This window comes from Frankia alni ACN14a (assembly GCF_000058485.1).
Taxonomy (GTDB): domain Bacteria; phylum Actinomycetota; class Actinomycetes; order Frankiales; family Frankiaceae; genus Frankia; species Frankia alni.
The window spans coordinates 916787-932503 of record NC_008278.1 but is presented as its reverse complement, the minus strand read 5'-3'; the positions used below and the strand labels follow the sequence as shown (position 1 = coordinate 932503).

11 protein-coding genes are annotated in these 15717 nt (G+C 74.2%); 8 read left to right on the top strand and 3 right to left on the bottom strand.

The window, feature by feature from the left end; translation table 11 throughout:
• Positions 1 to 143 precede the first annotated feature (143 nt).
• The gene (locus FRAAL_RS03680) at positions 144 to 758 is read left to right on the top strand and encodes a class I SAM-dependent methyltransferase (protein WP_041938792.1); all 615 of its coding nucleotides are present in this window, start codon (positions 144 to 146) and stop codon (positions 756 to 758) included.
• 308 nt (positions 759 to 1066) lie between these two features.
• The gene (locus tag FRAAL_RS03675) at positions 1067 to 1561 is read left to right on the top strand and encodes an RICIN domain-containing protein (protein WP_231861493.1); all 495 of its coding nucleotides are present in this window, start codon (positions 1067 to 1069) and stop codon (positions 1559 to 1561) included.
• A 471-nt stretch (positions 1562 to 2032) separates the two neighbouring features.
• Here FRAAL_RS03675 and FRAAL_RS35720 read toward each other — a convergent pair whose 3' ends face one another.
• From FRAAL_RS35720 to FRAAL_RS32320, 3 genes are all read right to left on the bottom strand, one after another.
• Positions 2033 to 7273: a CHAT domain-containing protein gene (locus tag FRAAL_RS35720; protein WP_011602095.1), complete on the bottom strand. Its 5241-nt coding sequence runs from the start codon at positions 7271 to 7273 to the stop codon at positions 2033 to 2035.
• A 73-nt stretch (positions 7274 to 7346) separates the two neighbouring features.
• Positions 7347 to 8054, bottom strand: a complete 708-nt coding sequence (locus FRAAL_RS03665; RefSeq protein ID WP_041938791.1) for an RES family NAD+ phosphorylase — start codon at positions 8052 to 8054, stop codon at positions 7347 to 7349.
• On the bottom strand, positions 8054 to 8953 hold the full coding sequence (locus FRAAL_RS32320) for a hypothetical protein (RefSeq protein WP_011602093.1): 900 nt from the start codon (positions 8951 to 8953) through the stop codon (positions 8054 to 8056). Before FRAAL_RS32320 ends, FRAAL_RS03665 begins: the two co-directional genes overlap by 1 nt.
• Positions 8954 to 9738: 785 nt before the next feature.
• Between FRAAL_RS32320 and FRAAL_RS03655 the strand changes: the two genes are divergently transcribed.
• The 6 genes from FRAAL_RS03655 (at position 9739) to FRAAL_RS03630 (ending at position 15635) form a co-directional block, all read left to right on the top strand.
• Positions 9739 to 11049: a hypothetical protein gene (locus tag FRAAL_RS03655; protein ID WP_011602092.1), complete on the top strand. Its 1311-nt coding sequence runs from the start codon at positions 9739 to 9741 to the stop codon at positions 11047 to 11049.
• Between the two features lie 106 nt (positions 11050 to 11155).
• Positions 11156 to 11431, top strand: coding sequence for an EsaB/YukD family protein (locus FRAAL_RS03650; protein WP_055748809.1), 276 nt, complete (start codon positions 11156 to 11158; stop codon positions 11429 to 11431).
• Entirely contained in the window at positions 11428 to 12624 is a 1197-nt protein-coding gene (locus tag FRAAL_RS03645; protein ID WP_011602090.1) for a ThiF family adenylyltransferase, read from the top strand. The genes FRAAL_RS03650 and FRAAL_RS03645 overlap by 4 nt, the downstream gene beginning before the upstream one ends.
• Positions 12624 to 13178, top strand: coding sequence for a hypothetical protein (locus FRAAL_RS35515; protein ID WP_041938789.1), 555 nt, complete (start codon positions 12624 to 12626; stop codon positions 13176 to 13178). Before FRAAL_RS03645 ends, FRAAL_RS35515 begins: the two co-directional genes overlap by 1 nt.
• A 70-nt stretch (positions 13179 to 13248) precedes the next feature.
• A complete protein-coding gene (locus tag FRAAL_RS33455; RefSeq protein ID WP_011602088.1) occupies positions 13249 to 13899 on the top strand; it encodes a ubiquitin-conjugating enzyme E2 in 651 nt (216 codons plus the stop codon).
• Positions 13896 to 15635 (top strand): hypothetical protein, encoded by a 1740-nt coding sequence (locus FRAAL_RS03630; RefSeq protein WP_157891980.1) that lies wholly within the window; start codon positions 13896 to 13898, stop codon positions 15633 to 15635. The genes FRAAL_RS33455 and FRAAL_RS03630 overlap by 4 nt, the downstream gene beginning before the upstream one ends.
• The last annotated feature ends 82 nt before the right edge of the window (positions 15636 to 15717 follow it).

Below are 15717 nucleotides of genomic sequence, written 5' to 3'. Positions count from 1 at the left end.
ATGTCGCGACTATCCTGCAGCCGTCCGGCCTGTCTCGGCCATCATCGAGGCAACCCCGATGGCCCGTGGTTCCACCGACAGCGCCGAGGGTGGCTCTGACTTTCGCAGGTGCCGCCCAGGCCAGGCCCCGATAAGGAGTCGTGATGGGCTTCTATGACGACCAGGTGCTGCCCCGCATCGTCGATCTCGTCCTCGGCCGGCCGATGGAGAAGGCCAGGGCGCGTGTCACGGCCGGCCTGTCCGGTGAGGTCCTGGAGATCGGCTTCGGGTCGGGACGCAATCTCGCGTACCTTCCGGCGGGAGTCACCCGCCTGCTCGCGGTCGAGCCCGCCTCCGTGGGGCGCACGCTCGCCGCCTCCCGCATCGCCGCCGCACCCGTCACGGTCGAGTTCATCGGCGACGACGGTCAGGCGCTGCAGCTTCCCGACGCGTCGGTCGACCACGTCCTGACCACCTGGACACTGTGCACCATCCCCGACACCGAACGGGCACTGCGCGAAATCCATCGCGTACTGCGGCCCGGCGGCACACTGCACTTCACCGAGCACGGCCGCTCACCCCGGCCCACCGTCGCCCGCTGGCAGGACCGGATCACACCCGCCTGGAGCAGGATCGCCGGAGGCTGCCGCCTCAACCGCCGGATCGACGACCTGGTCGAGAAGGCCGGACTGGCGCTGGAGTCGGCCAGCACCTTTCCGATGCGCGGCACAGCCCAACTCGGCTTCGCCTACGAGGGCATCGCGTCGAAACCGGCCTGACGCTGTCACTCCTACTCGGACGCCGCCGGACAACGGCACACCCGCTTCGATCCCACCCCGGCGACGGTGCTTGACCGGGCCGTCTCCTCGATCACTCCACCCTACGGGCTCTCGTCCGCGCCGAGGGCCGCCATTCCCAGGCCATCCACACCGTGCCGGAGGTCTGCGCGTGGTCGGTCAGCCAGTCGTCCGCATTATCTGTCACGTTTTTGGACAGCGATACGTATCCAGGACGCGTTGACGCTCCAGCTGTGACCTGCAACCATAATTTCCGACTTGTCAGCGCGATACGGGGGACAATGACAATCATGCGCATAAATTCTCGTCGGCGTTGCCGCGAGCTCGCGGCACTGAAGGCCATGCGGCCGGTCATGGCGGTCTTCGTGGCGGCGGCAGTGCTCCTGGGTGTCGGTCTGGCGGGAACCGCGCAGGCGGCGTCCGGCCTTACGTTCAAGAATCTGGCTACCAGCTTCTGTCTCGACAGCAACGATGTGGGCGAGGTCTACACGCTGGGCTGCAACGGTGGGGACTTCCAGGAATGGACGGTCGGCACCACCGAGTTCGCTACGGCGGTCACCTTCCGAGATGCGGCCACCGGCCGTTGCCTCGACAGCGATGCCGCGAGGCGCGTGTACACTCTGGCCTGCAACGTGGGCAGCTACCAGAAGTGGCAGGTCACCCGCAACGACTATGGGACGTACTCGTTCCGCAATCTGGCGACGGGTTTCTGCCTCGATTCCAACGCTTCCCGACAGGTGTACACGCTCGACTGCAACGACGGCAGCTACCAGAAATGGGCCTGAGCCCGCCCCCGGGCGAGTACTGCCCTGATTGACGGAAGGCTCGGGCTGCCCGGCGGTGAGCTACGTTCGCCGCCGGGCAGCTGTCGCGGATCTGGCCCGGGTGGCCGCGACGGCAGGGACGGGCCGGGACCCGCACCTACCGTCACCGCCCGTGTCAGGTGTGCGGTTCCATCTGCCACCTCCATCATCCGACCTGCCGACATCGAGTGAACCCGGGGCGAACGGGCGACGGTCGGGCGTGGGCCGGGCTGATGCCGGGCGTGGGCCGGGTGACGCTCGGGCACCCGCCCGAGGGCATCACGCTGCATAGTCGACCGACGCCGCAGCACACGGCGTAGGCAGAGTCCGACGGAGCATGTCGTCGATCTGATCAAGGTCAGCGACGTTGTCGAGGTGCAGCGACTCGCCGGCGATCGCACTGACGGCCACGACGCCGTCACCCTCCTCGCCGGTCGAGCCGTCTGGCTCCCCTCAGACTCCGTGGTGGACGTAGCAGGCCCACCTGGCGGGGTGGGCGAGCAGGCTGTCCGGCAGCGCCGCCAGATGGGGTTCCAGCCCCTGGCGGACGGCGTCGGCGGGGGCGATCAGGTCCAGTTGGGCGAGCCGGAGCGCCTGCGCGACGGGGTGACCTCGATGCAGGTGGAAGTGCAGACGGTAGGTCAGGATCGCGGCGGGCGCGTGGTCGACCGGCCACCGGGTGGCGACGACGCCGGTGGCGCCGGCGGCGAGCAGCGCGGTGGCGACGGTCAGCGACTCGTCGAAGTGCAGGCTGGTGGTGTCGGTCAGGCAGGCGTCCGTGATGATCAGGCCGCCGGGCGCGTCCGGGGGACGGCTGCGGGCCTGGGCGAGGATCCTGGTCAGCGGCAGCCAGCCGTCGGCCGTCAGCAGCGCCGGCTCCGGCGGGCGGCCTTCGGCACCAGCGGCGGACGCGCTGCCGTGGATGGACAGGTGCAGCAGTGACGCACCGGGCTGCTCGTCCCCGGGCAGCGCGCCGAGCACGGCCGCGGTGTCGGCCAGACCGCTCGGATCGCGCTTGAGCCCGTACATCTCGGCGCCCGGGTACTGCCGCTGTCGGAGCTGCCTGGCCAGCCGCCGCGCGAACGGGAACTCGCCGGTCGGATCGGTGACGAACACCACCCGGCGGCCCAGTTCCTGCCTGGGCCGGCGCGCGGTCTGGGCCAGCAGCCGGGCGGATGCCTCGTAGCTGAGCACCAGGTCGTGCACGGCGTAGCGCCGTCCGCCGGCGACGTCCGGGTCGGGCTTCCACGCCGCGGCGAACGGGACGGCGGCCAGCGTGCCGACGGGCACCAGCCCGACGCGCGGCTCCCGGCCGAGACGCCAGGTTCGGGTGTGCTCGACGAGCGGCCCGACGATGGTGTCGTACGCCCAACGGCCGAGGTCCTCCAGCGCGTCGGCCCAGGCTGGTCCGCCGGGCGAGGTCAGGAAGAACTCGCGGCGCCCGCTCGCCTGCGCGAGGTCCACCGCGGCACGGAACGCGCGAAGGTAGCGGTCCAGCGGGGTGTCGGGGCCGACGTCGACGCCGGCCAGCTCCAGCACCGTCGCCTCGCCGAACAGCGGCCGCAGCACGATCGCCCGCGCCCGGACACCGCCGGCCCCAGCCGCGCCACCACCACCAGCGCCAGGTTCGGCGCCGGCGCCGGCGCCGGCGGCATCCTCCGCCGGGGTGTCAGCCGCGGCCGGCGGGATGAGGTAGATGACGGCGTCCAGCGATGTTCTCGCCAGCGCCACCTGGATCTCGTTCGCCGACGGCGTGGACAGCGGGCCGATTCGGTGCTCGAGCTCCCACAGACCGTCGAGGGCTGCCAGCCGTCCCTCGGTGCCACCGCTGCGCCAGGCGTCGGCGAGATCATCGCGTCCGGCGGTCCGCAGGAGATGCTCCAGGTCACCGGCGAGCGCGGTGCTGGACAGCACGAGGGCGCGGCCCGCCTCGGCGATGCGCACAGCGGCATCGGGCCGGTCGTCGGCGAGGCTCCAGCCGACGGCGCGGGCCACGATGTCGTTCGCCCGGCTCGCCGCGGCCGCACTCTGCGCCGGGTCGGCGACGACCATCACCAGCCGGGACAGCTCCCGCAGCGCCGCCGACGCGGTGCGCTGCGCGTCCAGCCAGCCCTCCGGGCGCACCTCCCGCTCGTAGAGCTCCCGGTAGCAGCGGGCCAACGTCTCGAGGAGATCCGCTCGGCGCAGCGTCGGCTCGGCGTGCGCGCTGACCGCCAGCGCCCGGCCGATGTGCTCGACGGCGTCCACCAGCGTCCGCACCAGGACCCGGTCGTCGGCGTCGGCGGCGTCGACAGCGGCGTCGTCGACAGCGGCGTCGTCGACAGCGGCGTCGTCGACAGCGGCGGCGACAGCATCGGCGGCGACAGCATCGGCGACCTCGACGGCGCTCGCGGTCGCGTCGCACCGGGACACCGCCGCCGAGGAGTCGGCTTCCGCCTGCCAGTAGAGCTCGGCGAGGCAGCAGCCGAGGGTCGCGTTCGACTCGATCCGCAGCTCGGCGTCGGCGAGGCCGGTGCCCAACGCGGCGTGCAGGTCCGTCGCTGCGGCCCGTAGCAGATCGGGCTGGGGCCGGTCACCCGCTCCGGAGGTCCCCGCCAGGCGGCCGCCGGGCTGGCGCGGCCCCAGGACCCGCCTGGCGAGTGCCAACCCGCGCCGGGCGAAGAGCTCGCTGTCGTTCCCCGACAGCGGCGCCGCGGCCGGGGTTGCCGCCGGCATCGGTGACGGCGTCCGTCCGGCGGACCGTTGCTCGACGGCCTGGTCGAGCATGGCCGCGAACGGCCCGCCCTGCCGCAGCATCGTCAGCATCTCGCGCGCCAGCCCCAGCCCCGCGAGCTCGTCGGACGTGCCCGCGCCGAGGAGACTGGCCAGACCGGCGAACGCGTCGGAATCGCGGTCCACCTGCCCGACGGCCGCCGGATCGGCGGCGAGGAGCTTCTCCAGCCGGGCGGACACCCGCAGCGCCACATCCACGGCGGCCCGGTCCCGATGGCCGACTGACTCGGCCAGCGCCCACACGTACACCTGACGGGCCGGCCCGTACCACGCGACAGCCAGGTCCCCGTCCGGCAGCATCCGCTCGACGTCGACGCAGGGTGACGGGAGGGGTGCGGCCGCCGCGGTCCGGGCGGCAGCGGGCCCGCGCTGCCAGGTCTGGAGGCTGCGCGCCGCGCCGATCGCGACGGCGAGGATGACCGCGCCCCGGGAGTCGGCCGGGTCGAGCGCCTGCTGCGCTTCGAGCAGGGCGGCCTGCGCCCGGTCGACGGGCCCGATGGTCTGCCGGCTGCCGATGGCGGTGACGAGCAGGGCCACCAGATGCCCGACCGCGGACGCGGACGCGCTGCCGCGCACGGCCCGGACCGCCTCCACGCCGGCGTCGATGGCCTCCGACAGCACCTGCGGCGAGTCCGTCACCCGCGCCCGCAGACCCAGCATGCGGGCGACCTCGGCCAGCACCAGAGCGTGCGTCGGATCGCCGGCGGCGAGGCCGCGGCGGACGACCCGCAGCATCTCGATCGCGGCGGTGATGTCCTCGGGCCGCCGGCTCGCGGACGCCCGCCGCGCGAGTTCCTCGGCCCGTGGGTGGCTGCCCCCGACCTCGTCCAGCAGCGCCGCGGCGACGGCGTCGCCACCCCGGCCCGGCCGAATCGGGTCGGCCGGCGAGGGCGACCCAGCGGGCGACGGCGACTCGACGAGGGACGGCGAATCCTCGAGCGAGATCGACGATGGCGCCGGACCCAGTGGAGGCGACGGGGCGGACGGCGCCGACGCGGCCGGAGCGGGGGGCGGGGCCGGCGCGGGCGGCGGCGACGGGGCCGGAGCGGGCGAGGGCGCGGGGGGTCGAGGTGGGGCGGATCGCAGGCGGGCGACGACGTCGCGTGCCAGACGGAGATCCGCCGTTGCGCGGTCACAGGCGTCCCGCAGGGTCTGGGCCATCCCGCCGAACATCGGCGGCGGGGAGGCAAGATGGCCGCGCACCTGCTCGAGTCGCCGGATCGTGTCGTCGTACCAGGACACCGGACGACCATCGACACCGTCCCGGATGTCGATCTGCACCCGGCTGACGATGAGCCCGGCGAGCAGCACGTTCGTCATCCCGGCCATCGGCGCGGGCACCGCCATCAGCGACTGATGGTCCACACCCTCCAGATCGGCGATGGCGGTGTCGAGCTCGGCGGCGCTGGGCCAGTCCACCGGCTGGCCGCCGCCGTCGACCTCCGTGGCCCGCACGATCCGGAACATCAGCAGGAACGCCCGGATGAGAACGGACTGCCCGTCGTCCAGCCCGACCGTGTCCGCATGAGCGAGGACCTCGTTCAGGTAGGCCGTACCGGCCTGTCGCGTCGCCTCACTGCCCAGACCGGACGCATCGGAGACCTTCGCCAGCCGCTCGGCGGCCTGCACCACCGGTTCGTACTCGCCGGGAGCGATCGCGGACAGAAAACGCAGGACGTCGAACCCGCTGCGCGTCCACTGCTCGGCCTCGCGCCAGGCGGGCCAGTTCACATCCACGCCAGGCCCGAAGTCGAAGGGTGCGCCGGGCAGCCGATCGGCCGATGGCTGGACCGTCGCAGTGGGCGGAGCAACGCGCAGCCGATGGCCGAGTCGCGACAGTGCCCGGGCCCGGGCGGACGCCAGTTCCGCGGAGTGCTCGTCCGCCTCGGCCTCGGTGAGCCGCCCGACACCCTCGCGGGCGAGCTCGGGCAGCCGCGTGTCACCGGCGGGCAGGTGATCGACGAAGTCCGCGATCGCCAACCCCAGCGACAGCGCGGCCCGACCGCGGTCGGCCTCGCCCGCCTCGGCGTACATCTCACGCAGCCGGCGGACGCCCTCCTCCAGCGCGGCCAGCCTCGACGCCTCGGCGGAGGCAGCCGGGTCCGCGGGCGACGCCTGCTCGCCGGAGGGCGACGGCGCAGCCGGCGGGTCCGAGCCGGGGGGCGCGGCCGATGATGGGTCCGGGACGGGGGTGGAACCGCGCTGCGCCGCTCGGACCGGATCGACGGGAATGGAATCGACGGTGGCGCTCGACAACCGCCGCGACAGCAGGTCGATCATGTCCTTGTTGTCCTGACTCAACGGCAGCCCCGCCACCGAACCCGTCGACCAGTGCTGGCGCGCCCGGTCCAGCAGATGCTCGGCCGCCGCCCGGTCCTGCGGCTCCCGGCTGCCGGCGCCGACAGGCCCCCGGCGAACAAGCTCCAGCAGCAGCATCGCGACGAGCCAGTGCCCCACCGGCACGACGGCGACGAGACTGGCGGCCGTGGCCGGCAACGGACCGGCGGAAATCTCGGCGAACGCAGCCTCCAGCTCCTCGACGGCCCGTTCGATCTCCGCGACCGTGGGCTGCTGCCCGGGGCGGGCGGTGAGGACCTGGCAGCGATACGCCCGTGTCATCGCGATCAGAAAGCGCAGCGTGACGGTGTCGTCCTCACCGGAGTCCGTCCGCAGGCCCTCGGGCGCCAACCGCTCCAACTCGGCGAGGAGCTCGTCCTCCTCCTCCGACCACCGGCCCTGCACCATCGCGTCGGACAGGGTGGCGGACGCCGTCAGCACCGCGAACCGCCGACGGGTCGGGTCATGCGGCGGGAGATGCGCCGTGAGCGTCGGCAGGGTCCGCCGCAGCCCCTCCATGGCCGCCATCATCGACCGCAACTGGTCCGGGTCCGACGCGAAGAACTCCTCGGGTCCGAGTGCCACCGGCCATCCCTTCTGTCGACAGGACCTGCGCCGGCCGGCTTCCCGGTCGGCGGCAAGGCGTGCCCGTTGAAGCTCAGACGGACGGGCCGGGCCAGGGTGGTCCGATCCGGGTCCGCACGAGTGCCAGGCGACGGTTCAGCCAGTCCAGGCCGGGCGGCTGGTCGAGCCGGAGTGATCCCAGCGGCGAATAGCGCACCGCGTCGCCACACCGGTCGCCGAACAGCAGCACCGCCCGGCCCGTCGGCTGTCGTTTCGACGGCCACACCAACCCCGCGGGCGGCCCCTGGCCGGCCGGTCCGTCACCGTCGCGCAGCCAGTGCGCCCACAGCCGGGTGATCGGATAGTTGACGTCGTCGGTGTGGACCAGCCAGGTGTCCTGCCGGGCCGCGGCGAGGTCGGCGGCGGCCAGCAGGCTGACCAGCCACAGTGGACGCAGCGTCTCCAGCAGCACCAGCCGCCGCCCGGCCGCCACGGCGTGGGGAAGGTAGCGTTCCTCCGCCCCGAACGGGATGTCGCGCAGCAGCACCTCGCACAGCGCGGTCAGATCGTCGAAGGCGGCGTAGCAGAACGGATAGGGGCAGTCCGGGGTCGCGTCGAAGCGGCCGCCCCACCGCCCACCATGGGACTCCACCTCGCGGGCGGGCGCGCGGAACAGCGGCTGCTCGGCCTCCGGGGTGGCCGGTTTCGCGGGAGCGGTGACCCGCCACAGCAGCGTCCCCGGGGGAACCTCGTGGAACCGCGGGGCGGCCCGGTCGCCCTTGGGCGGCACGCCGGTGGGCATCAGTCCTCCGCCAGGGCCGCGGCGGCACGCAGCAGCAGGGCGTCCTGCCCCTGGCCCAGCAGCGCGGCCGGCGAGGTGTCGAGCCGGGCGTGCGGGTCGACCCACCAGCAGGTCACCCCCCACGGGTCGGCCGCGGCGCCGAGGCGCGCGTTCACCTGCCGCACGATCGGCCAGGGCCGGCCGGCCGGAGTGAACTGGAAGGCGGGCAACTGGTCTCCTCTGCGCGGGTCGCGTAGTCGGATCAGGTGGGTGTCGTCCGGGTCGCCGCCCCAGCCCCGCAGCTCCTCCGGGGCCAGCGACGGCATCGCCAGCAATCTGGACCGCACCAGCCGGTCGAACTCGTCCAGCGGCCGCTCCTCTGCCGGTCGCTCGTCCAGCGGCCGTTCGTCCGCCGGCCGTTCGTCCGCCGGCGCCGGAGCGTCCACCGGCCGCGGGCCGCCGCCGACGGACGCTCCACCGGGAGAACCGGCGGTGTCACCAGTTCCCCCGGTTGTGTCGCCGGCCGGACCACCACTGGCCGCGTCGCCGGCCGGACCGCCACCGGCCGCGTCGCCGGCCGGACCGCCGGCTTTGTCGCCAGCGGCGGGGTCACTGGCCCGCAGCAGTCGGAGGCCGGATTCCCACAGGTCACGGACGGACCTCTCGGAGCTCCCGGCCAGCATGGAGCCGGCGAGCAGGACGTCGACCACCTCATGGCCCGGCGGGAGCAGGTCCAGCAGCTCCTCGGCCAGCGCGGCACGGGCGTCGATCGGGTCGGGCTCCAGCGTGCCGTCGACGAGGCCCTGCAGCTTCGCGCGCTGTTCGGGGTCGGCGAGCGCCAGCACGTCGTCCCAGTACCTGGCCAGTACGCGCAGCAATGGATCCGACGGTTCCGGCGGATCCACCCCCGAGCCACTCATCGCGAAATTCTTTTTTCCGATCCGCGCTGGACAGAATTATTTTCCGCTCGATGTCCTCGCCGCCGGGTCATGCGCCTTGGCCTTCCGCTGCCAGAGCCTCCGCCGCGAGCAGTGCGCTGCTCCGACGCTGGACACACCGTTGACGGACGGACGGTAGGCCACCGGGCGTCGGGCCGCGACGGCGCACGGCATGCTGTCCACGAATCCTTCACTTTCTGTCCTGTTTCCCCCGGGGCCCGCGGTCACTCGGACGTCGCTCGGGCGGCGCCCCCGGGCCGACGACATCCCCTGGCGCACCGCGGTTGCGCACCAGAAACGTCGCGCTGGAATGTCGCGCCGGACCTGCGGACATGGGCCACGGCCGGCGGCATACTACGGGCAGGGCTTCGAGCATCCAGGCCGGGTTTCGGCTCCGCCCGATTCGGACAGGAAACGAACACGGCCCGGCCGGCCTGTGCCAGGGCAGGAACACGAGAACTGACAATCGGGGGAAACATCGTGGGGAATCAGAACCTCGTCGGCCACCGCTGACGCAGCCGACGCGCGACGCGGGCGGGGCGCGTGCACCGAACGGCGACGTGGTCGACCGTCCGGAGATGGTCGGCTGGCGGTCAGCCCGGACCGCCGCCACCGGCAGACGACGACATCATCTTCATTCTTCGCGCCCGCGCCGGCCTTTCGGATGCGACCGGATCATGGACACCCGGCCTGTTGCGCGTGCTACAGGCGTCGTCGCGATGTCCGGATCGCGACGACAGCCGCGGCAGGACGGTGGAGGAGGCAGCGTGCCGACTGACGGCTCCGCAGGGCGCGGAACGTCCGGCAAGGACGGGTCGCGGGCCGGCCCGAGCGGACCGGGCCCTGGCCCGGACGGGCAGAGACCTGGCCCGGACGGGCAGAGACCTGGCCCGGACGGGCAGAGACCTGGCCCGGACGGGCAGAGACCTGGCCCGGACGGGCAGGGGGAGCTCACCCAGGACGCGCTGCTGGCGGAACTGCGCCGGCTGGGTCGGGGCCGGGGGCTGAACGCGGTCAACCTGGACGGCCGGATCGGCCCGATGCTCACGCTGGTGATCCGCCGCGACGAGGGCCTCGGCTCCACGCAGCCTCCCAGCCTCAGCACGAACCCCAGCCCGAACGGGTCATCCCGGTCCGCGGCCAACCCGAACAACGGGGCCGGCCCGAACGGCTCGGGGGTCGATCGGGCCATGGTGATCCGCTGGCTGCGCCAGCGCCTCCCCCTTCTGCCGGTCGACCTCGCCGAGGCCGCGAAGGTCTTCTTCGGGGTGCATCGCGAGGCGCAGGACCGCTTTCTCGGCGAGCGGCTGGACCGACTCGGACATGAGTGGCGCTGCGACCGGCGCACCGTGCGCCGGCGGGCCGACGAGGCACTGGTGTTGATCGCCGAGGCGGCGGTCCGCGCACCCGCCACCTTCACCTCCGCCCCCGACGCGATCCCGCCCGCCCGCGCGCCCTTCGACACCGGCACGCCCTTCGACAACCGAGAAGAAATCCCGCCCTTCGCCGCCGACGCCTCCTGGTACACCGAGCGGCTGTCCGCCCTGGTGCTGCTCGACCGCGATCTGCCCGAGGTGACCGAACGGCGCACCATCGTCGCCACGGCCGACGGCGTCGAGACGGTGACGCTGGAGCTCAGCGTCCCGCCCGGCGACGACCACCGCGGGCGCGGCCGGGAGCTCGGCGCCGAGGTTCTCTACGGCGGCACCCTGCTCAGCTGGGACCAGCCGAGCCCCAGCTACTACCGGCTGCAGGTCGCCCTGCCCCGCCCGCTGCAGGCCGGCGAGCGCCACGACCTCGACATCGTCCTGCGCCTCGTGGACGGCGCTCCGATGGCACCGCACTACATGTGCGTGCCGCTGTCCCGGCTGGCCGAGTTCCAGATCCGGGTGCGGTTCTCCCGGCGGCAGGTCGCGGCCGGCGTCGAGGTCTTCGTGCTGGACGGGGTGCCGCCACGGGTCGTCGACGACTATCCGCCCCGCCAGCCGCGGCTGGCGCCGCACCGGGCCGTCGAGGTCCGCATGCTGTTTCGCGACCTGCGCCAGGGGCGCGGGTACGGCCTGCGCTGGACCGGCTGACCCGACGTCCGGCGAGCACCGGACCCGGTCCGTCAGTTCCGGATGTCACGGCGGTCGGCGCACGTCGCTGACCGTGCGACGCAACACCGGACCGAAGGGAACCGACATGGCCGACGTCCCGATGACGCTCATCCAGCCGTCCGGCGCGCGCACCGATGTGGAAATGCCCGACGACGTGCCCATCGGCGAGCTCATCCCCGAGTTCGTGACCGAGCTGGGTCTGCCGACGACGGGCAGCGACGGTTCCGCGGTGGTCTACCGGATTCACGCCAAGTCGCTGGGCCGGGAGCTCACCGGCACGGACACGCTGGCCAGCGCGGGGGTTCCGCAGGGCAGCCCGCTGCTGATCGCCCCGTTCGCGCTGGCCGGTGCGCGGGCATGACGCTGGCCCAGCCGCGCCGCCGGATCCCCGACCCCCGCGACCGCAACGCCCGGCTCGCCTGGCTGGACGGGTGGTGGGACCGGTCGACGGTGCACCTCGCCCGCGTCGCCGTGGTCGGCGTCGGGGCGCTCGGGAACGAGATCCTCAAGAACCTGGCGCTGCTGGACTTCCGGCAGGTGACCATCATCGACCGGGACACGGTCGAGCGGTCCAACCTGAGTCGCTCGGTGCTGTTCCGGCCGCGGCACGAGGGCCAACCGAAGGTGACCGCCGCCGCCGACACCCTCGCCGATCTCAATCCCGCGCTGCGGGTGGACGCCCTGCACGCCGACGTCGTGCACGAGACGGGGCTCGGCCACCTGCGCGGGCAGGACGTCATCCTCGCCGGGCTGGACAGCCGCCGGGTGCGCTGGTGGCTCAACCGCACCGCGCGCGCCCTCGGGGTGCCCTGGGTCGAGGGCGCCACCCAGGGTCCGCACGGTCACGCCATGGCGTTCCTGCCGGGCGCCGGCCCCTGCTACGAGTGCACTTTCACCGACCAGGACTGGCGTGCCCTGGACGACGTGGCCTCCTGCCGTCAGCTGGCGTTGGACGCGGCGGTGCGCGGCCGGGTGGCCACCTCGCCGACAGCGGCGTCCATCGTCGCCGCCGCCCAGGTGCACCTGGCCATGGACCTGCTCCACGGCCGCCCGGTGGTCGGCGGCCGATCGCTGCTGGTGAACCTGGAGGCCCCGGACCTCATGGTCAGCGGTCGACCGGAGAACCCCGCCTGCGAGGCCCACACCCGCTTCGAACCGGTGCTCGACACCGCACTGTCGGCGCGCACGGCGACGGTCGGCGATCTGCTCGCCGCCGCCGCCCCGACGGTCGGCGAGCCCGCCACGGTGGAGCTGCGCTGGGACAGCGTGTGGGAGTTCGACTGTGCCGGCTGCGGACGGACGAGCCCGGTCCGGCGGGCCCGCGGGCTGGTCCCGCACTCGACGGCGACCTGCCCGGACTGCGGCGCCGAACGCCGCCCGGTGTTCCGCCACCGGCTCGGCGCCGAGGACGCCGGCCTGTCGCTCGCCGCCGTCGGCATCCCGCCCCTGGATGTCGTCGAGGTCCGCGGGCCCGCCGGCTCGGCGTGGCTGGAGCTCGCCGGTGACCGTGCCGAGGCGGTGCCCACCGGTACCGACAGGGACAGCCACCCCTGATGGACGCCACCGCCGCCGTCGTCATCGCCATCCTGACGGTCCTGGTGGGCATCTCCGTCTTCGGCTACCAGCGCTCCCGGGCGGGACGCGGCGCGCAGCGGCCGGGCGGCCGCGTTCCGCCACCTGCCCCGTACGCACCACCACCGGCACGGCCCACACCACCACCGGGACGGCCCCTGCCACCACCGGGACGGCCCGAACCGCCGCCGGCACGGCGCGAACGACCGACGGGGCGGCGGGCGGGGTCCCGCCCGGGCAGCCGGATCCGGATCATCGACCCGGCCTCCCCGCCCGGCACCCGGCCGCCCCGGCCGAACACCGCCAGCACCACCCCCAACGTCAGCACCACACCCACCGCCAGCAGCAGCGCCGCCGGCGGCACCGGCACGCACATCCAGGTGCAGCACGGCACGCCGGGCTGTCCGGTCTGCGCCGACCCGATCACGTCCGGCGAGGCCTACGTCCGGTGCGCCGCGGGACACACCCATCACCGCGCCTGCGGGCAGTACGCCCGCGAGTGCGCGGTGCCGCACTGCGGGGCGGAGATCCGCTGACCAGCGGCCGGGCGCGGTCGGCGGTCACCACATCGACGCAACAGCACGGACTGATCGAACGGAGCAGACAGTGGAGCTGACCGCCGGGGGACAGCTGAGCCCCCGCGACCGGCGTCTCGCGGCAGACGCCCGCAAGGTGCTCGAGCTCAGCGAGAACAGCGACCTCATCGAGGCCCGGATCGTGGACGCCGGCACCGGGCGGCCGCCGGAGATCTGGGAGGTGACCTTCCGCTGCCGCGGCATCGTGGGCGCCGAGCGGGACGGGCGCCCCGTGTACGGCGACTACCACCGGGTGCGCATCGAACTCGGCCGGGAGTATCCGCGGCAGGCGCCGGGACTGCGCTGGCTGACCCCGATCCTGCATCCCAACATCGAGGGCCACGGCGCCCAGCGCGTCTGCATCGCCCAGTGGCACGTGGGCCGGACCCTCGAAACGGTCGTGCTGATGCTCGGCGAGATGGTCCAGTACAAGAACTACCACGCCGAGATGGTGCCGCCGTACCCGCTGGACAACAAGGCGGCGAAGTGGGCGCTGAAGGCGGAGCGCGCCGGCTACTTCTCCAGGTCCCGGCCCGTCGATCCGCGCCCGCTGCTGCGCCCCGACCACAGCGCCGGCCAGTCTCCGACGACGACCGCGCCGCGGGTCCGCGTCCGCTCCGCGACCACGCCGCCGATCCCGCCGACCACCCCGCGCATCCGCATCTCCCGGAGCCAGCCATGACCCGTCCTGGCCCCCCGGAACGCGACGAGATGACCGTCAGCGGCCCCTGGCCGGACGAGAAGGCCGGCCCCGCGCGCCCCGCGGGCCCACCCCTCGGCACCGGCGCGGCGGGCGACGACGGGTGGACGCCCGACGCCGACCCGCCTCCTGGCACCGACCCGCCTGCTCACACCGACCCGCCCCCTCGCACCGACCCGCCCCCTCGCACCGACCTGCCTGCGCTCACCGGCCTGCCTCCCGACGCCGAGCCGCCTCCTCGCGCCGCGACGACGCGCGACACCGGCGGCGCGCGCGGTGGTGGGTCAGCGCGGGACATCGGGCCGATCTCACAGCAGGGCGCATCCGAGCTGCTCGGGCGCGCCTACCGGCCGCCGTCCGCGGACCGACCGCCGGATCCGGCACGGCGGCGGGTGCGGGTGCAGGCGCGCCGCAGTCCCGCCGTCCCCGCAGCCCCGGCCCCGGTCCGGCCGGCGGCCGACACCAGTTCGCCCGTCTGGAGCCTCCCGGCCGGGCGCGGCGCGCTCTACCTGACGGCCGGACCGCTGGTCACGATCAGCGATCACGCCTTCACCACCACGGACGAGGTGGGCGGCTTCCTCACCGGCCAGATCGGCGAGGACGTCGACGGGCCCTGGACGTCGGTGCGCCAGGCGCATCCAGCGCTGCAGGCCCGTGGCAACCGCGCGCGGCTGGAGATCCCGCCCGAATCCTTCGTGGACCTGCAGCACTGGCTGGAGGACCGCCCCGACCAGTGCCTGGTCGGCTGGTACCACACGCACCCCGGGCTGGGGATCTTCCTGTCCGCATACGACACGTTCCTGCACGGGAGCTTCTTCGGGCTGCCCGGGCAGGTCGCGCTCGTGGCCGATCCGAACGCGGGCCAGCTGGGCGTGTTCACCTCCGGCCCGCGCGGCGGCGCACCGACCCGGCCGTACCAGCCCGATGTTCAGATCGCGCTGCGACCGTCGACGGATGACCGGGCACCCGTCCGCCTCGGCCAGGTCCGACGCCCGCAGCCCGGCGGCGGCCCGTCGTACGGGGGCGGCCGGCCGTACGGGGGCGGCAGCCACGCGCGGGGCGTCCGCGACGCAGGGTCGCAACGTCACCCGACGTCGCCCGACGGCACCGCCGAACCGCCCGAGCCGCACCCGGCCCGGGTGCACCCCGCATCCCTCGACCCGCTGGTCCCGGCGGACCCATCCGGCCCGGCCAGGTCGGACACGCCCGGCCCCGCGGCACACGGCCCCGCGACCCACGGTTCCGCGACCCATGGTTCCGCGGCCCACGGCTCCGCGGCCCACGGTTCCGCAGAGATCGCCGCCGAGCAGGGGCGTCCGCGGGGTGTCCGACGACGGCCTCGGCTACGCCGCCGAAACGCACCGGCCGGGCGACGCCGGCTCGGCCTGCCTACCCGGTCCGCCCGGCCCGTCGCGCCCTACCCCGACGAAGCCGACCGTGGTGCGCCCGGTTCCGCGGCACCGGCCGGTCCGGATCGGCTCGTCGGCGCGCGCTCCCGCCGCTGGCGCTGGGAGTGGACGGTGCTGGCAGCCGCCGTCCTCACCCTCCTGCTGCTCGCCTACGTCACCTACCGGGCCTACTCCCGATTCGGGGACGGCGCGGACGACTCGTTCTCGCCCCGGTCCCCCACGCCGCCGCCCGCCGCCTGCCACCCGTCGCGCGCGCACCCGTTCGAGGACCAGGCCGGGACCCCGTCGGACGCCTGCTCCCTGTACTGACCCTGTGCACGCCGGCTCGACCACCGGGCCGAGGCCCGGCAGCCCGGCGCCCGCGCGGCGCCCGCCCCGCCGTCGGAGGTCC

What these genes read in the sequence shown, in the direction of transcription:
- FRAAL_RS03675 (WP_231861493.1), top strand. Translation starts at nt 1,067, where the DNA reads ATGCGCATAAATTCTCGTCGGCGTTGCCGCGAGCTCGCGGCACTGAAG.
- FRAAL_RS03665 (WP_041938791.1), bottom strand. Translation starts at nt 8,054, where the DNA reads ATGCCCACCGGCGTGCCGCCCAAGGGCGACCGGGCCGCCCCGCGGTTC.
- FRAAL_RS03645 (WP_011602090.1), top strand. Translation starts at nt 11,428, where the DNA reads ATGACGCTGGCCCAGCCGCGCCGCCGGATCCCCGACCCCCGCGACCGC.
- FRAAL_RS03630 (WP_157891980.1), top strand. Translation starts at nt 13,896, where the DNA reads ATGACCCGTCCTGGCCCCCCGGAACGCGACGAGATGACCGTCAGCGGC.
- FRAAL_RS32320 (WP_011602093.1), bottom strand. Translation starts at nt 8,953, where the DNA reads ATGAGTGGCTCGGGGGTGGATCCGCCGGAACCGTCGGATCCATTGCTG.
- FRAAL_RS35515 (WP_041938789.1), top strand. Translation starts at nt 12,624, where the DNA reads ATGGACGCCACCGCCGCCGTCGTCATCGCCATCCTGACGGTCCTGGTG.
- FRAAL_RS03650 (WP_055748809.1), top strand. Translation starts at nt 11,156, where the DNA reads ATGGCCGACGTCCCGATGACGCTCATCCAGCCGTCCGGCGCGCGCACC.
- FRAAL_RS03680 (WP_041938792.1), top strand. Translation starts at nt 144, where the DNA reads ATGGGCTTCTATGACGACCAGGTGCTGCCCCGCATCGTCGATCTCGTC.